The sequence below is a fragment of the Rhodopirellula baltica SH 1 genome (assembly GCF_000196115.1).
Lineage (GTDB): Bacteria > Planctomycetota > Planctomycetia > Pirellulales > Pirellulaceae > Rhodopirellula > Rhodopirellula baltica.
In genome coordinates, this window is record NC_005027.1 from 787,192 (window position 1) to 808,882 (window position 21,691).

The 21,691-nt window shown below is 55.8% G+C and carries 11 protein-coding genes and 1 tRNA gene; 6 read left to right on the forward strand and 6 right to left on the reverse strand.

All coding sequences use genetic code 11. From position 1 onward, the window contains the following. Positions 1 to 76: 76 nt before the first annotated feature. A complete protein-coding gene (locus RB_RS03095) occupies positions 77 to 1,327 on the forward strand; it encodes a cupin domain-containing protein (RefSeq protein WP_007328450.1) in 1,251 nt (416 codons plus the stop codon). 95 nt (positions 1,328 to 1,422) lie between these two features. Here the strand turns inward: RB_RS03095 and RB_RS03100 are convergent, their stop codons facing one another. Beyond that, on the reverse strand, positions 1,423 to 2,766 hold the full coding sequence (locus RB_RS03100) for a Y4yA family PLP-dependent enzyme (protein WP_164921426.1): 1,344 nt from the start codon (positions 2,764 to 2,766) through the stop codon (positions 1,423 to 1,425). 312 nt (positions 2,767 to 3,078) lie between these two features. On the opposite strand from RB_RS03100, the gene RB_RS03105 reads away from it, so the two are divergent. The 3 genes from RB_RS03105 (at position 3,079) to RB_RS03120 (ending at position 8,361) form a co-directional block, all read left to right on the forward strand. After that, positions 3,079 to 3,163, forward strand: a tRNA-Leu gene (locus tag RB_RS03105). A 243-nt stretch (positions 3,164 to 3,406) separates the two neighbouring features. Continuing rightward, on the forward strand, positions 3,407 to 7,204 hold the full coding sequence (locus tag RB_RS03110) for a secretin N-terminal domain-containing protein (protein WP_011118422.1): 3,798 nt from the start codon (positions 3,407 to 3,409) through the stop codon (positions 7,202 to 7,204). Between the two features lie 269 nt (positions 7,205 to 7,473). Then, positions 7,474 to 8,361 (forward strand): hypothetical protein, encoded by an 888-nt coding sequence (locus RB_RS03120; RefSeq protein WP_011118424.1) that lies wholly within the window; start codon positions 7,474 to 7,476, stop codon positions 8,359 to 8,361. 295 nt (positions 8,362 to 8,656) lie between these two features. On the opposite strand, the gene RB_RS03125 is transcribed toward RB_RS03120, so the two are convergent. The 4 genes from RB_RS03125 to RB_RS03140 form a co-directional block, all read right to left on the reverse strand. After that, positions 8,657 to 10,081: a Gfo/Idh/MocA family protein gene (locus RB_RS03125; RefSeq protein ID WP_007328455.1), complete on the reverse strand. Its 1,425-nt coding sequence runs from the start codon at positions 10,079 to 10,081 to the stop codon at positions 8,657 to 8,659. A 401-nt stretch (positions 10,082 to 10,482) separates the two neighbouring features. Then, positions 10,483 to 11,064, reverse strand: coding sequence for a histidine phosphatase family protein (locus RB_RS03130; protein ID WP_007332332.1), 582 nt, complete (start codon positions 11,062 to 11,064; stop codon positions 10,483 to 10,485). Then, complete coding sequence (gene rpe, locus RB_RS03135) at positions 11,061 to 11,768, reverse strand: ribulose-phosphate 3-epimerase (protein ID WP_011118429.1); 708 nt, start codon at positions 11,766 to 11,768, stop codon at positions 11,061 to 11,063. The genes RB_RS03130 and rpe overlap by 4 nt, the downstream gene beginning before the upstream one ends. A gap of 648 nt (positions 11,769 to 12,416) precedes the next feature. Beyond that, the gene (locus RB_RS03140) at positions 12,417 to 15,605 is read right to left on the reverse strand and encodes a type II secretion system protein GspD (protein ID WP_164921428.1); all 3,189 of its coding nucleotides are present in this window, start codon (positions 15,603 to 15,605) and stop codon (positions 12,417 to 12,419) included. Positions 15,606 to 15,967: 362 nt separating this feature from the next. On the opposite strand from RB_RS03140, the gene RB_RS03145 reads away from it, so the two are divergent. Continuing rightward, a complete protein-coding gene (locus tag RB_RS03145) occupies positions 15,968 to 17,662 on the forward strand; it encodes an ATP-dependent DNA ligase (protein WP_011118433.1) in 1,695 nt (564 codons plus the stop codon). A gap of 258 nt (positions 17,663 to 17,920) precedes the next feature. Here the strand turns inward: RB_RS03145 and RB_RS03150 are convergent, their stop codons facing one another. After that, complete coding sequence (locus RB_RS03150) at positions 17,921 to 18,973, reverse strand: sugar phosphate isomerase/epimerase family protein (protein WP_007332337.1); 1,053 nt, start codon at positions 18,971 to 18,973, stop codon at positions 17,921 to 17,923. Positions 18,974 to 19,184: 211 nt separating this feature from the next. On the opposite strand from RB_RS03150, the gene RB_RS03155 reads away from it, so the two are divergent. After that, positions 19,185 to 21,680, forward strand: a complete 2,496-nt coding sequence (locus RB_RS03155; RefSeq protein WP_164921429.1) for a ligase-associated DNA damage response DEXH box helicase — start codon at positions 19,185 to 19,187, stop codon at positions 21,678 to 21,680. The last annotated feature ends 11 nt before the right edge of the window (positions 21,681 to 21,691 follow it).

The window sequence follows — 21,691 nt, forward strand, 5'->3', positions numbered from 1 at the left end:
GCAATTCGTGTTGATTGTGTTCCATGCTAATTATCATTCATCATCCCATCTCCACCGCCTCCCAACCGAGCACCCGATGAGCACCGTGAAGTTAGACGAAGGATTAATCCAGGGCGACAGCGTTTCCAGTATCCTCGATTCTGCCATGGACGCCCATGGTGGTGTACTGCGGTTGACTCCGACCTGGGTTCCGCGTTCGTTCCTGCACCCCGGACGCCGGATCAAATTGCATCCTTCGGATTACTATCGCTTTGGTGCAGATCGCGGTGGAATTGACGAACGTTGGTTCGGCAGCACCACCGACGCGGCCAACGAAGGTCGTGTTTGGCACGAAGGTCAAAGTTTTTGCTTGTTCGAAGGCAAAAAATTCATGCTGAAGGATGCGGTTGCCGAACGCGGCAACGACATCGTCGGCGAAGCAATTTACTCGAAGTACAACCGTTGGCCGGTGTACTCGAAATTCTTTGACAACATGGGCCCCATCCCCCATCACATGCACCAGTCGTTCGAAGACGCGGAACTGGTCGGTCAGGAAGGCAAGCCGGAAAGTTATTACTTCCCGCCACAGTTGAACAACGTCGACAACAATTTCTCGTACACGTTCATGGGTTTGGAACCTGGTACCCAACCCGAGGATGTGCGTCGTTGCTTGGAAAATTGGAACGAGGGCGACAACGGGATCTTGGATCTTAGCCGTGCCTACCGACTCAAACGTGGTACCGGTTGGTTGATTCCACCGGGAGTTCTCCATGCTCCTGGGTCTCTGTGTACGTACGAGCCACAATGGGGCAGCGACGTGTTCGGCATGTACCAATCGATCGTCGAAGGCCGTTATGTGCCTTGGTCGTTGCTGGTCAAAGACATGCCCGAAGAAAAGCACCAGGACCTCGATTTCATCGTCGGGCAATTGGATTGGGACAAGAACGTCGACACGCACTTCAAAAACAGCAACTACCTCGAGCCAGTTCGCGACGAAAAACGGAGCGGCGATGGCTACGAAGATTTGTGGATCGTTTACGGCACGGTCGATGGCGAGCAATTGTTCAGCGCAAAAGAGCTGACGATTGCTCCCGGTGCGAAATGCGTTTTGAAAGACGGTGCGGCGAGCAGCTGGATCACGGTTCAAGGTCGCGGCCGAATCGGAAACCTCGACCTGCAAACACCTGCCATGATTCGCTTCGGCGAAAACACGACCGACGAAGTGTTCATCAGCCACGTTGCCGCGACCAACGGTGTCGAGATCGAAAACTTGGGCAGCGAACCTTTGGTTGGACTGCGTTACTTCGGCCCCAACGCTCACACCGATCTGCCCAAGGCCGGAAGCTGATCCGAATCGTTCGATCGGATTGAACTGAATCTATCGCGCAACGCGACCGTCTCATTCCGAGGCGTTCGCGTTTTGCTTTGGTGGCGGCAATTCCATCAGAGAAAGACGTTTTCGGCCAACGGCATTTGATGTGCCCTGCTTTCAGCGAAATGCATCTGGTAGGCGGCGGTGTTGGGGATCAGCACAAAATCACCTCGTGAAATACCGCGTGGAAACCGAAATCGTCGCTGCATCAGATACTCTGACTCGGTGCAGTAACCACCGACAAAGTAGCCTTCGATCTCCGCATGATCAGTCTGGTTTGTTGGCTTGGCGGATTCATTCGAAGCGGAGATGACGATGGGATCGACCAGGAAATCATCGCGAGTTGTTCGGCACTGCGAGCTGTTCATCATCAGCCCGATCAGATGGTTTTGATTTTGGTCACGTTTGACGAACAAAACCTCCGCGATCGTCAAGCCGCAGCCATCCAGCAGTGCTCGGCCAGGTTCGCATTTTAGAATCAGTTCTCGACGATTGATTTCGTAGGCGAGCGATGAAGTCAATACGGCGCGAAGCCAATCCGCCGCATTCATCGGTTGCCACGTCGGATCGATGTCTTTCAGAGGACGTTGATTCCACGTCAGTTTTCGATTCGCTTCGAAACGACCGCTTGATTCCGTGAACGTGTGGGCTTCTTTGAGAAAACGTTGCCAGTGCTTTTGATGGCAGAGATAATTGACTGGAAAGCCGCCGCCGATGTCCAACCATGCGACCGCATGTCCGATCTCTCGAACTCGATCGACGACATCAAGTGCATCGTCGATCAACGCTTTCGTGAATGATGGCGAGAATTGCTCGTCAGACCGGTGGACGTGAAAGTGAATGCCGACTACCTGAATGCGAGGTTCGTCGCAAAGTGATCTCGCAAGCAGAGTCAATTCGTTGGCTGGCATTCCGAACCGCGATGGCAAGTCAGGGAACTTGGCGGAACAATGCTGCAGACGGAACGCGATTCTTGCTTTCGGTGCGGTCGATCCCAGGTGAGCGAGGGTTTCACGCAAGGTTGTGAGTTCATCTTCGTTGTCGATGACGAGAACGATGTTGCTCAACACGCACGAACGAATCAAGCTGACCGGTTTGACTGCAGCGGTGCAGACGATAGGGGAATCGAACGGATGTTGCGGCAATCGATACAGTTCATCCAGCGTTTGCTGCTTTTCGAATTCGCTGGCGACATCGAAGCCGATGGATTCCATCAGTCCGGTGCGGACGAATTCGGCACACTTGTTGGCTTTGCGAGCGAAGTGAATTTGCAGCGGCACACTTGCTTGGCTGGCGACGTTCTGAAGGTCTTTGATGTTGGACCGCATGGGATCGGTCGACAACACGTTGACCGGCGAGCCGTGAAACTCAATCAGCTGTTTGACGCGGTCGGAGTCGGCAGCCAACTCCGTCATCCACGGTGACCAAACTGCATCCAGCGGAATGCACCCTCGGCACCGGCTGCGGAGCTGGACCGCGTGGTCGGTGGCAGAAACTGGATGGGATGTTTCGGGGCGACACGGAAGGGGGCTGTGATTCATTTGCCCGAGATTACCAGCGAGCGGGACGCGAGCGTCAGGGGCCTTTTGGACGGGACATTCAACCGGTGATTCCGATACAAAATGCTCAACAGTTAATTTTCAACGGTTCCTCGGCGAGAGGTGTCCGCGACCGTTGGGATGCGACTTGTCGACATTGAGTTGAGAGGATATCCTGCCGCTTTGCCCGCGGATGTGGCGGAATTGGCAGACGCGCTAGACTCAGGATCTAGTGCCCGATAAGGGCGTGGAGGTTCGAATCCTCTCATCCGTACTTGATTGAAATTTCAATGAATTAGCCCCCTATGTGGTCGCCGTTTTGAAAGCGGTGCCTAACGAGGGGGCTTTTTTCGTGCCGTTTTTGTGTCCCTGCGTTTTGTAACAACCGACGCTGCCTCTCAATTTGATTGCAGTGATTGGTCCGGTTGTGACGAAGTAACGGGTTGTGCAGAGGAGCTTTCTGCACCGGTGAGCGAGAAAACTCGTTCGCCGATTCATTCGAACACAAGGTGGCAACGTGACCGGCAAGCTCATTCGATTCAATCAACGGAAGCGTTCGGCAAAGTTGGCGACCGCAAAACGAGTCGCTCTAGCTTTGGCAATCGCGACGTCGACGGCCATGGGCGTCTCTGCTCAACGTCCCAATGAGCCACAGCTGAAGCATCTCAAGGTGCCAGCCTCGGTGGCCGATTCAGTGGCGACCCGTCTGAGCCTTCAGTATCTCGATCAGCCGGGAGTGACGATCACTCCAGACGATCGTCCCGGTGGAGGCCTGTTGGTTCTGGCACCACCGAATCTGCAAAGCCGCATTGCCGCAGACGCAGCAACTTTGTCCAACAACTTGGCCCAAGCCGCCGGTTCACAGGCGGCGACGCCGATCACCGTGCACTTGGTCAATATCACGTGGCGGGAAGTCGAAGACGCCCTGCGGATCATCGCTGGCGAAGACGTGCCGGTGACGACCAGCCGAAACGGCGAGCGAGCTTCGTTCACCTTGACGATGGAAAAACGCGGCGGCAGTGCGACTCGAGTCGAAGTTGACCGACGTGCCAACGCGGTCACGCTGACGACCAGCCCGCTGATGCACAACACTTGGCGCAAGACGATCCAAGCGATCGACCAAGCACCTCGTTTTGCCGGCGAAGAAACTCGCGTCTACATGTTGCAGCATGCGAAGATTTCTTCGGTGCAACGTGCGATTCGTTTGTTGCGAGACCTTGACCCGAAAACCGGTTCAGGAACATCGGCACGTCCCGCATCCAACCGAACTCAGCCAAACTTCCGCACCGCTGCGTTCCAAAACGAAGGCGGGAACGCGGCACCGGAAGGTGCAGCCGACGTGGCCGCGGCTGACCCCAACGCGGAAGGTGAAGACCCCGCCGGCCCGATTGGTGATCCAGAGATTCAGTTTGTTCCTGAATCGGGCTTGATCATCGTCAAAGGCAACAAACGCGATATCCAACGCGTCATGGATATCGTCAAAGACATCGAAGAGAAGAGCAAGCTGACTCAACCTGAGATCGAAGTGCGTCAGCTTCAGCACGCTGATTCCAACGCCGTCGCAGCATTGTTGACGCAGCTCTATGAAGACGTGTTGTCGGCACGCCAAGGCGATGTCAGCATCACCGCTCTCGACTCACCCAATGCGTTGTTGTTGATCGGTCGCAAAGAAGCCATCGAAGCGGTCAATGATTTGATCGAAAAGATCGACCAACCGATTCCAGAAACGGATCGTTTGCGAGTCTTCCGTTTGCAACACGCGTCGGCAACGGACGCCGAAGCCACGATTCAGACGTTCTTCACCAACCAACCCGGCGGTGATGAAGAAAATCGGCCCGGTCTGGGCGTTCGCGTCCGGATCTCGGCCGACTATCGCACCAATTCGCTGATCGTCAGTGCGTCGCCGCGCGACCTCGCCGAAGTCACGCGTTTGGTTGAGGAAATCGACGTTCAGAAGATTCCTTCGACCGCTGAGATCAAAGTTTTCCCTTTGACCAATGCTCGAGCGGAAGACATGGTCGAGGTTTTGCAGGAAGCGATTTCGGGTGAGCCCGAAAACATCGCTGGTGACACAACGGCCGCGGCAACTTCGTTGTCAATCGTCTCACTCAATTCGCCCGGCAACCCCATTCTCGATTCGGGAATTTTGAACGGTGCCGTGATCACTGCCGACAGCAACGTCAACGCGGTGGTTGTCCGTGCTCCGGCCGGAGGCATGCCTCTGATCGGCGAACTGATTCGTCAGCTCGATCAAACACCCGGCATCGATTCGCTGGTCAAAGTGTTCACGATTGAAAATGGTGACGCAACGCAGTTGACCACCGCCCTGCAGAACTTGTTCGGCGATGACGCGGCGACCAACGGTACCAGCGTCGGAGCGGGGAACCTTGGTGAGTTGCCATCGTTGTCGGCTTCTGAGAGTGCACTGACGCCACTGGTTTTCTCAACCGACATCCGCACCAACAGCATCATTGCCAGCGGATCGGCCGAAGATTTGGAAGTGGTCGAAAGCATCTTGTTGCGACTCGACAGCGAAGGGTTTGCTGAACGCATCACCGAAGTGATTTGGCTGAAGCACCAAATCGCTGAGAACGTCGCGCTGGCAATCACCAACTATGTTTCGCAGCGGGCTCAATCTCGAAACAACATCACGCAATTCCAACAGGGCCTTGGCCCGTTGGACCTTCCCGATCGTGACATCGTCGCGGTTGCGGAAGCTCAAACCAACAGCGTGTTGCTCAGCGTTTCGCCACGAATCTACGAAGAAGTCCGTCAGTTGATCGATCGTTTGGATCGACGTCCACCGATGGTCTTGATCAAGACATTGATCGCGGAAGTCCAGCTGGACGACGGCTTCGAAATCGGCGGTGAGTTTGGATTGCAAGATTCATTGCTGTTCGATCGCGGCAAGGCAACGGGTGCGATTGCAACTGGAAATCCAGCGTCGGACCCTGGTTTCAACTTCGGCGGCACGAGCGTGAACCTGCCCAACGCCAATTCATTTGGCCAAGAAAACTTGGCGTCCAAGGGAATCACCAGTTTTGGGGCAGGTGCCAGTCAGCTCACTCAGCTCAGCGGCCTCAACTCCGGTGGCTTTGTTTTCTCGGCGGCCAGCGAGTCAGTCAACCTGTTCTTGCGGACTTTGCGAGTTGCCAACCGGCTGCAGATTCTCAGTCGACCTGAGATCATGACCGCTGACAACACGGAAGGTTTTGTCCAAGTCGGTCAGAGCTTCCCGCGTCCAACCGAGCTGTCCTTTACCGGCGGAACGGGCGGCACAGCTTCGCAACCCATCATTGGGATCGAAGACGAGGAGATCGGAATCATTTTGCGAGTGACACCGCGTGTGGGTGCCGATGGGATGATCTTCATGGCCATCGATGCCAGCCGCAGCGACATCAACAACAACGAAGGCCAAATCATTGGTGCCTTCCAAGATGATGTGCCAATTTTCGTTCCGGCGATCGATCGAACCCAGGCTCAGGCAACCATCACGGCCTTCGACGGCCAAACGGTTGTCTTCGGTGGATTGATTCAAAAGGTTCGTCAAAACCGAACACGACGAGTGCCTTACCTGTCGAACATTCCCGTTGTCGGAACATTCTTCAAGTTTGACTCGGAAATTGAACAACGCAGCGAATTGCTGGTGGTCATGACACCGATTTTGGTGACCGGTCACGAAGATCTCGAGTACGTCAAACAGGTTGAATCCAGCCGCATGAGTTGGTGCTTGGCCGACGTCGTCGAAATGCACGGCGATGTTGGATTGTCTGGCGGATATGGATTGTGGGGACCCGCGGTTGGGCCAACGATCTATCCCGACATTCATCCCACGGTCGATGTCTTCCCCGCGGCTGATATGCCCGGTGGTGGCCGCGCCGTGAAGGGAGGCATGGTTCCTCCTGGTACCGTCATCAATTCAGTCGAAGGACATGTGGTTCCCGGAACAACGAACCAGTTGCCATCGGACGTGACGTTGAATCCTGGTGAGTCGATCATCCACAACGATTGGATCGAGGCTCCTCAGGGATCGATGCCGACGCAACAAGGTTTGCCCGTGGATCAATTGCCGCCACCAGTGCTGTCGGCTCCGAATGAAATGTTACCGGCACCCGTGTCAGGCGGCGTGCCAGCGACGGGAGCGGGCTTCTCCGGATCGGTACCGACCAAACAAGCGACGACCAATGGATCGAACTCGCAGGTTCCTGCCAAACAGGTATCCGCTCGGACGCCTTCCAAACCAGTGGCGGAAAAACCTGCTAGTGAAGAAGCCACGGCTAAGAAACGTTGGTTCAACTTCAACCGCTCGAAGTAAAGAGTCCATTGCCATCGCACACTCGCGTGATTCGCGTCCTGCAATCACGCCGGTGTGCAGTGGCGAAGTAGAAGAGCATCCGATTGGGGCCGTCCCGACACGGGTGATAGATGACGGCGTCGTTGTCATGTCGACGAGAACTTTCCCGCAACTGTTCTCGTTGAAGCCAACCACGTTTGTAAATATTTGTGTCGTCGCGAATTTGAATCCGAACGCTTTGCGTGTTGGGACAAAGGTTCGCGGTCAACCCTCAAAGCAGAGACCCAGACATGTCATTGAAATCTCGCGCCCGAAATGCATCCCGAGTGACACTTGGGGCTTGCTTGGTCAGTTTGACTCTTAGCACCGGTTGTGCGTCGATGACGCAGTCCGAGAGTGCGGCTCCTAAGAAGAGCCTTCTGGAGCGGATGCCCTGGGCAAAGAAGGACAAGGCCCCCGAGCCTTATCCCAACCCAGCGAAGCTGGCGGCGGTTTGGTCGACGGAATCGTTGACGCAAGTCGGCCGGGTTCCAACGCGAGGATTCGGCGGACGAATTTTCTTCTACGACGAGAAAACTCGCTCGGTCCCTGTCGACGGCACACTGGTGATTCATGGCTTTGATGACAAGGCCGAAGACCCAAAGACCGCGGTCAAACGGTTCGAGTTCACACCAGAGCAATTGACCAGCCACTTCAGCCAGTCGGATGTGGGGGCTTCATACAGCGTTTGGATTCCTTGGGATGCGATTGGTGGCGAGCAACGTCACATCTCTTTGGTTGCATCGTTCAAAACCAAAGAAGGCAAAACACTGCAGGGGCAACCGACCAACGTCATGTTGCCCGGAACGAAAACAGACAGCGCAATGGCACTCGCCAACCGCTATTCACCTGATTTTCGGGCTTGGCAGCAGGCCTCGTCGGGAAAGACTTCGCCAAGTAGTGGCCTGACCACGACCACGATCTCTCGTCCGACCGTACGAGATCGATCGAGCGAATTGCCACCATCGGTCGGGACATGGAACGTTGCAAGGTCAAGCTCGTCCAAGTCGATCGACATTGCAATGGTTGACCAAAACGATGCACCTGAGAGTGCTCAGGTCGAGTCGGCGAACGCGATTGCGTCTCCGGGGAAAACTGGAACGCCACAAGTTTTGCCGGCATCCACTCGCTTGAAGTGAGTTGAACCCGGGTGTGTTGTGTGTAGGCCAGGTTGCACCTGGCTGGGTGGTTGATGGGCTGCGTTGAGTGTTGTGGAGTGGTTAGACGCCTCGCTTTGTACCAAAGCATCGGTCGGTTGCCAGGTGAGACCTGGCCTACGGCACTTGCGTCCGAATTCTGGCGACTCCGGCTACGGCGGACGGCCGGATGTTGAATTAGGCGATGACATTGCAGATCAACAAAAAAAGAGCCCGGTCGAAACCGGGCTCTTGTCATTTGTCATTCAGGTGACGGCTCCATCGACCGCGACGCCGATCAACCCAAGTTCCAACCGTCGCGATATTCGCGTTGGACGAATTGGTTGACGGCTTCAACGTTGGGGCTCATCAATTCCTTGGCATTCCATTCGATGCGTTGGCCTTCGCCAGCACGCATGGCCAAGTTGCCGACCAAGATCGTTTCGGTCAGGCGGCCAGCGTAGCCGAAGTTCGACATCGTGCCGGGCTCGTATTCGCCTTTGATGGTGCTGACGAATTCCCATTTGTGACGCTCGTCGCCACTGGCTTTGAATGGGATACGAGGCAACCAAGGTTCTGGCTTTTTAAAGTCGACGAACTTGTCTTCGGGAAGCAAGTAGTACTTGGCTCCGTAATCATCGGGTGAGAACACGAGGCCTTTGCTGCCGACGATGACCGCACCGGATCGTTTCTGTCCACCGTCACGTTGTGCTTGGATTTTTTTCTGGAATCCAGCGGGCAACTGCGAGATGATGCTTTCCGGTGGCAGGTTGCCGCCGTCGTACCAGTAGAACTTACAAGGTGGCAACGTCTTGCCGTCGGCACCTTCACGTTCTGGGAACTCGAACATCAGCGAGCTGCTGCCGGGATACTGTTCGCCTTCAACGATGCCGGGGTTCTTCACAGCGGTGACCGCGATGGGGTCCCACAACTGAAGAGCTTTGACAGGCATGTTGGTGGTGTGGCAGGCCATGTCGCCGAGAGCACCGGTTCCGAAGTCGACCCAACCGCGCCAGTTGAACGAGTGGTAAGCACCTTTGACGAACGGACGCATCGGGGCCGGGCCGATCCAAGCATCCCAGTTCAACGAGGACGGCACGGGGTCTTCGCCTTCAGGGCGTCCGCCGCCTTGTGGCCAAACGGGACGGTTGCTGAAGATGTGGATTTCGCTGACGTCGCCGATCGCGCCGCTTTGGATGACTTCCACAGCTTCGCGAAGTCCATCTTCGCTGGTGCCTTGGTTACCCATTTGAGTGATGACGCCGGTCTTCTCAGCGGTTTCTCGCATCAAGCGAGCTTCGCGAATCGACCAGGTCATGGGTTTTTGGCAGTAGATGTGTTTGCCCATGTTCATGGCTTTGACACATGCCGCCGCGTGCGTGTGGTCCGGCGTGCTGCAGGTCACGATGTCGACCTTGTCGCCCATCTTGTCCAACATTTCGCGGAAGTCGTCGAACTGCTGCGCATCTTTGAATTCGCGGCCCTTCTTCGCCAATGTGTCGCGGTCGACATCGCACAGCGCGGCGATGTTGACGCCTTGGTTGGCGATGTGGCTGGTGTCACTGCCACCTTTGCCGCCGACGCCGATGCAGGCCGCTGACAATGAGTTCAATGCGGATGGCGATTCATCTTGAGCCAAGCTGGTGCCGGCGAAGTAGCCGACTCCTGCGGTCAATGCGGCCGATTGGCCAATGAAACGACGGCGGTTTGTTTTCGAGGTCATGGACAAACAGTTCCAAAGGAAGGGAAAGGTAGGTGGGCGAACAGGCGAACCGTCGTCGCGTCTCGTTGCAACAAGATATCGTAGACAGACGCGATGGGTGACGGAGATCCGTGAATCGAATTGTACTTCACCTGAGCGCCTAGATTAACAACTCAATAGAGCCAGGACAATCTTTCCGCAAGAACGATTGCTGATGTCGTTTCGCAAAAGGGATATGCAATTGGCGATCTGTTCACCTTAGAAAGACCTCTGGGGGGGATGCTGCTTGCTGAACGAAAAAAGCCGCTTCCGTTAGGAAGCGGCTTTGTGGGTGTTCGAGTCGTTCGGTTTCTCCCCGCGAGTCTTCTGCTCAGACTGGCGGTGCTCGCTCGAGAATCGTTGCCGGTGCGGCAAGTTCTCAATCAGGAAGTTTCGATCAATTGCCAGTTGCCGGCGTCGGTTTCAACTTTCCAGATCTGTGGCAACGCTTCGTCCTTCAGTTGGCTAGCGACCAACGATGCCAACGGATCGGGAATCACGAAGGCAACAACCTGGTTACGATTGCGTTTCAAGATCCGACGCACTGCTTTGCCGACGCGATGCGCCGCTTCGTGCAACGGTTCACCACCGGGAGGACAGGTCGATTCTGGCGTGTCGCATAATTCCCGGTACAGTCGTGGTTGGTTGCGACGAATCTCTTCGATCAGTTTGCCGTGCCACAATCCGTGGTCCACGTTGCGGAACTCGTCAATCACCTTGGGTCGCAGATCGCGTCCCTCGGACAGACAAGTCGCCGTTTCAACCGCGGATTGGCATGGTGCACAGTAAATCGCATGCAGGCGAATACCGGCTAATTCGCTGGCGAGCGATTCGGCTTGCATGCGGCCGCGTTCGCACAACGGCATGTCCAGGTTGCCCTTCATGCGACCTTGTTCATCGAAGGTGGTCGCACCGGGGCGAATCAAAACCAGCTTGGAAGCGGCTTTGGGCCAAAGTGAAATCATGACTGGTCTCCCGTAGCAGGAGGCGAACCATGCATGGCCTGCGTCAATTCATTGATCGCGGTTTCGTAGTCATGTTGGCCGAAAATTGCGGACCCGACGACAAACAGATCGCAACCGGCCGCGCGAGCGTCACCGATTGTTTCGGCTTTGATGCCGCCGTCGATTTCCAGCAGCAAGTCCGGTTTGCGTTCTTTCAGGCTACGCAAACGGTCCAGCGCCACTGGATTGAATTGTTGGCCGCCAAATCCTGCGTTGACGCTCATGACCAAGACCATGTCGACTGAATCAAGGCAGCAATCCAGTTTGGCAAAGTCCGTGTCGGGGTTGATCGCGACGCCAACACCGACGCCCATGTCGCGAATTTTTCCGGCGACTTCGACACAGTCGTCGACCGCTTCCACGTGGAAGGTCAACAGGTCGGCGCCAGCATCGACCATCGGTTGCGCGTAGGCAATCGGATCGCTGATCATCAGGTGAACGTCCAGTGGCATGTCCGTGTGACGACGCAGACCTTCGACAATTGGCATGCCGTAGGTCAGGTTGGGCACAAAGTGGCCGTCCATGACATCCAAGTGCAACACGCGCGTTCCAGCAACGGTCAGCTTCTCGATCTCGGTGCGCAAGTCACCAAAATCGCATTGCAAAAGGCTCGGCAAAATTGCCGGCCCAGCGGCACGGATGGAATCGAGCTTCGCTCGGCTCATACAGTTGTCTCATCGGGGAATGGATTCACCACACAGGGAACACGCGAGGTGGCCCATGGAAACGTCGAAGGACGTTCGACCGAGATCACTCTGCGAGCACGGCAAAAACCGGGCTCACTTCGTTTCTCGATCGCACCCCGCCGCCTTGGCAGCGAAATGCCCACGTTGTGTTGGTGTGATGCGATCGCCGTGCCAATTTTCGCCAGCTGAAACCGATCCGATCGGAGAGCTGATTGCGATTGGACGACACACGATTGCATCGATGGGGCAACAGGTTGATCAAGTCCCTGGGCAGCTGTCAATTGGCAGGCCAGATCCAGGGGGACTCCCCCAAGCCACAATGGCGGACGTAATGCAGAAATTCAAAACAACCGGCATTTGCTAGCAACCGCAATGGCGTCGAATCCTCCGTAAAAATTTGCTTTCGGCACTCGCGAATTTCCGATTTCGGGCCATTCGCGGTACGGGAAGCAATCCGGGATGCCTGTCCCACCCACGCGGGAGGATCGGCCACGCACGAAAAAACGGCCGTCGCATGTTCCGAAGAACTCGCGACGACCGTTGATGTGTTGAAGGAAAAGAACCCAGTTCACCGACCTCGAAGGCGGAAGGACGCCTCCGAGCGACCGGTGCAGGGTTTCTTCGCGATCAGCGTCCCGGATCGAATCCGGTTTGGGCGATCTCTTCTTCTTCTTGGATGATGATCCGTGGTGTGACCATCATCATCAAACTTCGCGACTCACGACCGACCGCGGTGTTGCGGAACAATCGGCTGACATATGGGATCTTGCTGAGGAACGGCACGCCACGTTCGTTGCGGCCTTCGCTCATTCGTTTGATCCCACCAAGAAGAATCGTGCCGCCATCGGGAACACTCACGGTCGTGTTGACGGTGGTGAAGGCAAACGTCGGTTGTTGAACCGTCGTACCTTGCGTGACGCTTTCTTCTTCTTGCTCGTCTTCTTCATCGATCACGCCGTCACCGTTGGTGTCAACGTTGCGATTCGAAGTGTTGCGAGTCGTCGAGTTGCCTTGGAACGTGAACTCGTTCACTTCACCGATTTGGCTGAAGGTTGGAATCAACGTCAGGCGAACGAATCGTTTGTCTTCGCTGACAACACCTTGCACGTTCAGTCGTGTGCCTTCGTCAAGAACAACGATGACAGGCTGTTGTGCGACGGCGAAGTCACCGACGACGGGAACGATACTGGTCACGAAAGGACGCGAAGTCTGGTCTTGGATCGAAGCGATCTGACCATCGAACAACGTTACCTTCGGAGCCTGCATTACGTTCGTACGACTGTCACCCTGAGCGGCCTGCAGGAAGAAGTACGCTTCGATGTCACTGAGGATTGCGAATCCGAGCGTCGAAATCGCACCGGCGTCAGGAGCACCAAACGGCACCGTTGCACCACTGTTTTGGTCCAATCGAATGTCGAGGTCGGCTGTTGGAGTTCCGTCGCCGTCCAAACCGATCGTGATTTCCGGTCCGCTGTCGTCGCCTGGCAAACCAGGAGCGTTGTCATCGAACTGCAAGTCAAAGTCGATTCCGATTTGCTCAAAGAACGTGTCGGACAACGTGATGAAGCGAACTTCGATCGTGATTTGCAAGTTCTGCAAACGACGAAGTGATTCCAGTAGGTCGACGATTTGATCGTGAACGTCGCTCGTCGTGCTGACAACCAGCGACAAGTTTTGTGGGTACGGAGCCATCGTGCCGACGCCACCGAGTTGTTCCCACGATTCAGGTTCAATCGTTGTTTGGATCAACTGCATCAGCTGGCTGAAGTCAGCCATCGACTGACCACCCAACCCGCCGAAGCTGCTGGGCGAACCCAAACCGCCGGCCGAGCCATAGTTGCTGCCAGTGTTGTACTGACCCAGCATGTTGGGGCTCATTGATGCTGCGTTGTTGTTGCCGGCAAACCCGCCCAATCCCGATGCCGAGACAGGCACGACTTGAACGTCGGTTTGTGGGTTGATCATTTGGTAGGCGTTACGCAACGCACCACGCAAACCATCATCGTAACCGGTGACAAAGTTTGGAATCGGTGTGACCAAGTCAGCGACGCGATAGGTGCGACGTTCGACCATCGTCCGGCGAGCATCTTTGCTGGTGATGTTCAGCACTTCGTTGCCGATGACGTGAGTCAAGTCGAGATCGCCCAGAATGATGTTCAGAGCACTTCGCAACGAAATTCGACTCGAGATGTTCTGCGAGACCGGGGTCTCGCGGTTCAAGCGAATCGCGGCCAAGGCACGGTTGTCGATCACGATCGGCACGCCGGTCATGTTCGACAAATCATCCAGGACTTCTCCCAACGGACGATCGCGGTATTTGACTTCGACTTCCGTTTCGAGTTTGCGTTTGATCTCTTGTTCGCGAGGCGACAAGTTCGATTCAGCACCTTGAGCCAAACGACGACGCGAGAGTTCTTCCCAAGAACGAATTTCTGGGAACTCAAACGGACGATCGGGGTTCTGTGGCACGGAGGCACGATCGATGGAGAGCATTTCGCGATTGAAGTTGTCCTCCTTGTCGGCACTGATTTCTTCATTCATTTGAAGACGAACGCCCATGCGGCTGCTACTAAACATGCTTTGGGCGATCGGCGAACCAGGCTTCAGCTCGCCAACTTGTTTCGCGATCACTTCGGCTTCGTGGAAGCGACGATCGTCCATCAAGTCGTTGAAGGTCTCGACCAGCGATGAGATTTCATCGTCGATGCGAGCTTCTTTGGCGGCTTCGGTTGCCATTTCGGAACGAACGGCTTCGTTGGCCAAATCTAATTGGATTTCAGCACGATGCTGTTCGACGTATGTCTTTTGATCCGACAAAGCTCGGTCGACCATGGCCGCCAGCGATGCTTTGGATGCTTCATCGATGCCGGCACCTTCGACACGACGACGAAGTCGTTCGAGATCGTCGACGGCGTCCATCGGAGCTTCGGTGCGTTTCTCGTTGGCCTTCGACAATTCCGTCGTGATCTCGCGATACAAGCGACGGGTTTGCTGTTGGGCTTCGAGGTCTGCTTTGTCCATCGCCGACAGGGGTTGGCCTGCGGTTGGCGAAGGCAAACGAGACGGTTGCAACAAGGTCAACTTGTCTTGCAACGCACGGCGAGTTTGCGTGTCGAGCTCGGATTCGAACGTCCAAGCTTTCACGAATGCTTGGCGTGCCTCGGTCTTCTTTCCTTCTGACAAAAAGTCCATTCCTTCACGGAACAAACGGTCGCCTTCGGAATTGCCAAGCGGCATCGCTGCTTGGACCTGGGCAATGCCACCAGGCGTTGGGCTTGCGCCGCCGGCCTGTTGCACCATGAACGGAGCACCCGCAGCGGCGTTGCCACTGGTTTGCATGATCGGGTTGGCAGCTTGTTTGACCAATGCCTCCAAATCCACGCCAGTCCGACGTGCGGCGGCTTGGGTATCGAGAAGCAATTGCCAAGGACGAGCGTCGCCGGGTTGGAATTCATGCTCTTTCAATCCAAAGGATTGCGCCTGTTTGGCGAACAAGTGAGCGTTTTTGACATCGCCTTTGTCGAGCGCGGCACGTCCTGCGGCAACCAATCGCAACGTTTCCGTGCGACGGATAGCCAACGGCAACGAAGCAGGCGTTTCTTTCGAAGTCGCTGTTGCTTTCGCGGACGAGTCGGTCGGTGGCAATGTGAATTGGGCCGATGCATTCGGGACTGCGACCACGGTCGATAGCAACGAAGCAATGGACAGCGACACCAGTGGTCGGGTGACCTTGTGTCGCCATTGAGTTTCCAGCGTCGACATCAACGTCTCCTTAGCAGAGGCCCCTTTTCCAGGAGCATTGGTCATCGCGGTCATCGAATGACCCAATTCATCCTTGGTCTGTCCCTCAGGACATGACCGGTTCCGCCTTGGCGGATGATACGAGCGGTTCAACGCGACTCTCCTTCTTCGCGTGAGACATGAAATCCATAAAGTGCAGGAAAGCTCTCGCCCAGACTCACCATGGGTGGACTGGTTGTCGGCCGTGAACACCGGAGTGTTCCGCGTTTCGAACTGGTCTCCTCGGTAGAATCCCATCGTCGTGACGGAATAAACCCAATGAGTCAGCACGAAAACCTTCCTAGCGAGGTTGGCAATACGAATTGCGGACAACCAGTGTCAACACGGCTTTGAGTGAACAAATCGAATTTTTGTCAACCTGAAAACGCGATCCTCGCATGAAACTCTTTGCCGAACTCTTCCAACGCCTGGATCAGACGACGAAGACCAATGAAAAGGTCGCCGCGATCGCCCAGTACATGTCCGCCGCATCCCCCGAAGATGCCGCTTGGGCCATCGCTTCGCTGAGCGGTCGACGCGTAAAACGCTTGGTTTCCACAGGTTTATTGCGGCGATTGGCGGCTGAGTCGGCCGAGATTCCCGACTGGTTGTTCGAGGAGTCCTACGATTCGGTGGGGGATCTGGCCGAAACGATCTCGTTGCTGGTCCCAGCAGGAAACTCGCCGGATGCGGATTTCCGCAGTTTGTCAGATTGGATGCAAAATGACGTGCTGCCACTGGCTCGCATGGACGAATCCGAGCAATCTGATGCGGTGCGGAGGATGTGGGCCCAAACGGAGGGCACCTCGCGATTGATTTTGATGAAATTGATCACCGGATCGTTTCGCGTCGGTGTCAGTTCGCGATTGGTGGCCCGCGGAATCGCCGAGTCCAACGGATTGCCCGCCGACGTGATCGCTCACCGATTGATGGGCGATTGGGATCCAACGCCTGACTTCATCGAGCGGCTGCATTCGACGGACTTGAACGACGCGACTCACAGCCGGCCGTATCCGTTTTGTCTGGCTCACGCATTGGCGGACGATGCCAACGCGGAAGGCGACGGGCCCGATTGGCAAACGCTTGGCGACCCTTCGGAGTATCAAGCTGAATGGAAATGGGACGGCATCCGAGGCCAGGTGATCCGGCGTGCCGGGCGAACTTACATCTGGTCTCGCGGAGAAGATCTGATGGTCAATCGCTGGCCCGAAATTGAACGTGCGGCGGAGTTCTTGCCGGACGGCACAGTGATCGATGGTGAGATCTTGGCCAGTCGTCATGTCTCGCCGGCTTTGGACGATTCCAAACAGGCAATCGAGGTGCTTCCGTTTGCCCAGTTGCAACGCCGGATCGGACGCAAAACGGTTGGCAAAAAGTTGCTGACGGAGGTGCCCGTGATGTTCCACGCTTTTGATTGTTTGGAACTGGATGGCAACGACTTGAGAGCGAAACCCTTGGGCGACCGGCGTGACGCGTTGCTCAAGATGCTGAGCATCCATCAACCGCCCAGTGTCGTTTGGAATGAGCCGTTGTCTTTTGATTCTTGGGATGACCTCGCGGCGATTCGATCGACGAGTCGTCATGCTTTGGCCGAAGGGGTGATGATCAAACGTTTGGATGCACCTTACAGCGTCGGACGTGTTCGCGGTGTTTGGTGGAAATGGAAGCTCGCTCCGCACACCGTGGATGCTGTTTTGATCTATGCGCAACGAGGGCATGGCAAGCGAGCCAGTCTGTACACGGACTACACGTTTGCGGTTTGGGACGAAGACAAATTGGTTCCGTTCGCGAAAGCCTACAGCGGTTTGACCGACGCCGAGATTCGCAAGGTCGACCGATTTGTGCGTGACAACACCTCCGAACGTTTCGGACCGGTTCGAAGTGTCAAACCCGAGCTGGTGATGGAGCTGGCGTTTGAAGGATTGCAACGAAGCACACGACACAAGTCTGGCATCGCGACCAGATTCCCACGCATTGTTCGCTGGCGAACGGACAAGCAACCCGCCGACGCCGATCGATTGGCTGATTTGATCGCGATGTTGCCGGAGGAGGAGTCCAAAGTGATCGCAAGTGGTTCAGAGGAAGTGCCTTGAGCGTCATTGTTGATTGTTGCCGGAACTCCACTTCGTTTCGGTCCGGCCTACGTTGGTCGAGCGGTTTTGGAAACGAAGTAGGCCGTACCAAGGACCGAAGGGACGCAGTTACGGCAGCTGCGCAACGTCGTCAACGCTGAAGCGAGTGCGTCGCTGAGCACCCAATCTGCCGGAACTCCACTTTGTTTCGGTCCGGCCTACTTTGGTTGAGCGGTTTTGGAAACGAAGTAGGCCGTACCAAGGACCGAAGGGACGCAGTTACGGCTGCACGACTTTACCCAGCATGCGATCAAGTGAATCCGACGTTTGATAGATCAACGCTTCGGGGAAGTGCGCGTACGGGTGGAAATACTCAAACGTGAGGTAACCGTCGTAGCCGATGGCATTGAAAGCTTCCAAGACGGCGGGCCAATTCGTGGTCCCGTCGAGAAGTGGGCGGAACGCCTCGAGCGAATGATCCGATCCCTTCTTGGTGTATTCCTTCAAATGCACATTTTGAATGCGGTCACCCAAGATCGGAATCCAGTGCTCAGGGAATTGGTATTCCATGATGTTGCCCGTGTCGAAATGCACTCGCACGTGTTCGCTCTGAAAGCTGTCCACGAAGTCGGCCATCTCCATCGGCGACATCAGGAAGCCATTGAAGAAGATGTTCTCCATGTTCAGTTTGACGTTCAACTTCTCGGCTTGAGGCAGCAACTTTCCGATCGCTTCGCGGGCTCTTCGGTCGCAAACATCGTTGGGAGTCGGATCGTGGTCTTCACGCCATGGCATGTGAACGGCACCTGGCACGACCAGCAAGTTCTCCGTTCCCAGGTCATGAGCGGCTTGTGTCATCTTGCCCGCCAATTCCATTCCGCGAGCACGCTCGGCGGGATCGTTGCTGGTCAGCGGGTAAGGCCAAAACAGAAACGAACACACGCCACTGATTGCGATGCCGATTTCGTCGGCCATCTTGCGAATCTCGGTGAACTCTTTGGTGCCCGATTTGGGGGACAAATCACTGTCGAGGTCATAGTTCAACTCGATCCCGTCGAATCCTGCGTCCTTGGCCAGTTGCAAGCATTCTTTCAGCGACATTTTGTCGGGGTAGGGGAACGCCCAAAGATTGATCGACTTTTTAAATTTGTATTTCGGTTGCGTTTGATTGGCCGAAGCTGCGGTGGCAACCTTGGCGGCTTGTGAGGACCCCGCAGCAATCGCGGCTCCGCCAAACGCGGCGTAGCTCAACCACTGACGGCGATCGACGGGCGATTTGGCGGCGGATGTTTGAGGGGAGGTCTGTGGGTGAGACTTCGGGTGGGATTTCACGAGGTGGGCTCCTTGGTCAACATGGAGGACGACAACATTGGGAGAACTTGGAAGGTGGAACCAGCCTAACCGAACCGCGTCCAACCGTTGTGGATGAGGGCGGAAATCGTTCTGTCCACACGTCATGACTGAGCTGGCTTCACGGTTGACCCCGCTCAACACTGAACTTTGCCGCGACAGCGTTTCAGCTTCTTTTCACCTCGCACGCTCCATGCCCGCATCCGCTTCCAAGACCGAACGAATCCAGCCCAGGGCTTTGGTGGATCGGTTCTTTGAAGTTCGCGACTCCAAGCCGTTCTTGTTTCAACGTTCCACTTGGAAGACTTATCTCGACGGCAAAAGCGGGCTGGTCCATTCGGCGACGGGAACGGGCAAGACGCTCGCCGTTTGGATGGGGCCTTTGTTGCAGTGGATGAAAGCCAACAAGGATCCTGGCAAGTGGAACCCGAAGCGTCCGCCCGGTTTGCAAGTTTTGTGGGTGACTCCGCTAAAAGCCCTCGCGGGTGACACGACCGCGGCGATGCAGGCGGCGATTGATGAAATGAATTTGCCTTGGGATTTGCAGGGGCGAACCGGCGACACAAAGGCCAGTTTGAAGGCCCGACAAATGAAGCGGCTGCCGACCGCGATGGTGACGACGCCCGAAAGTCTGACGTTGATGCTGACCCACGAGCGATTGCAACCGCAGTTGTCAGAGCTGAAGGCGGTCATCGTCGATGAATGGCATGAGTTGCTGGGGACCAAACGAGGCGTGCAGACCGAGTTGGCTCTCGCTCGACTTCGACGTCTTTCGCCGACGTTACAAACTTGGGGCGTGTCCGCGACGCTCGGCAATTTGGACGAAGCTTTGGAATCTTTGGTGGGGCCAGCCAACACCGATGATGCGGTCATCATTCACGGTAAAAGCAAGAAGAAAACCAAGCTCTACTCGATTCTGCCGCCGGTCATCGAACGATTTCCTTGGTCCGGCCACATCGGCACACGAATGATTCCAGAGGTGGCCAAAGAGGTCGAGCAGGCCAGTTCCTCACTCATCTTCGCCAACACTCGGTCTCAAACCGAAATTTGGTATCAAAAACTGCTGGCTCATCGACCCGATTGGGCCGGCCAAATTGCGCTTCATCATGGATCGCTCGACACCAGCGTGCGGCAATGGGTGGAGAACGGGTTGCGAGAGGGCAGTTTGAAAACGGTGGTCTGCACCAGCAGTTTGGATTTGGGGGTCGACTTCACCGCCGTCGACCTTGTCATCCAAATCGGTAGTCCCAAGGGAGCGGCACGGTTGCTGCAACGAGCCGGTCGCAGTGGCCATCAACCCGGCGCGATCAGTCGGCTTGCTTTTGTACCGACCAATGCGTTCGAGCTGATCGAGCTGGCGGCGGCACAAGATTCCATTCGCGATGGAAAGCTCGAGTCACGTCCGTTGATCAAATCCCCGATGGACGTTTTGACTCAGCACTTGGTCACCATCGCGATCGGCGGCGGGTTTGAATCGAGTGAACTGCTCGCCGAAGTGCGACAAACGCGTGCCTTTGAATCGCTGTCTGAACAGCAATGGCAATTCGCGATCGACTTTGTCGTCCGCGGAGGCAGCACGCTGGATGCCTATCCAGAATTCAAACGTGTCGAACTGGTCGACGGTCGCTACGTGGTGACTCAGAAACGAGTGATGTCCAACCACCGAATGAACATCGGAACAATTGTCTCGGACGCTTCGATGCGAGTGAAGTTTCTAAAAGGCGGAACGCTGGGCACGGTCGAAGAATCGTTTCTTTCAAAAGTCAGCATCGGCGACAAGTTTTTGTTTGCCGGTCGGTTGGTCGAGTTGGTGCGGATTGACAATAGCGAGGCATACGTCAAACGAGCCAAGGGCGCACCTGATGCGGTGCCGCGATGGATGGGCGGACGATTGCCGCTGTCCAGCGAGCTTGCACAAGGCCTGCGGACCAAATTGCAGCAGGCTGCCGAGGGCGATTACGTTGGTCCAGAAATGAAACGCATGCGTCCGCTGCTGCAGTTGCAAGCGAAATGGAGTCACGTTCCTGCCGCGAACGAATTGTTGATCGAGTCGATCCGAACGCGAGATGGATACCAGCTGTTCTTTTATCCTTTCGCCGGCCGGTTGGCTCATGAGGGATTGTCCGCCGTGCTGGCACATCGCATGTCGCGGATCGAAAAGATCTCGTTCTCGTTTGCGTGCAACGACTATGGGTTTGTATTGACGTCGCCAAAGCCCGCTCCACTGCAGCAGGCTCTTGATGCCGGACTGCTGTCGCCCGATCGATTGGTCGCTGACATTGGCGAATCGCTCAACGCGACCGAGATGAGCCGTCGTGGTTTCCGAGCGATCGCGCGGATCGCTGGATTGATCCACGGTGGCTATCCCGGTCGTCAGAAGCCGAACAAGCATCTGCAGGCGAGCAGCAATTTGTTCTTCGAAGTCTTTCGCGAATATGACCCGGACAACTTGTTGCTTCACCAATGCAACGAAGAGGTCTTGGAGAACCAACTGAACGCATCGCGAATGGAAGACGCTTTGCGCCGTATTGAGGGCAGCCAAGTCGTCATTCGCGAACCTGAAAAGGTGACTCCGATGGGGTTTGGATTGCTGGTCGATCGTTTGCGAGAACGTTTGTCGAGCGAAACGCTGGCAGAACGAATCGCTCGGATGCAGGCTCAGTTGGAGAAAGCCGCCACCGCGAAATGAGATTGCCGCAC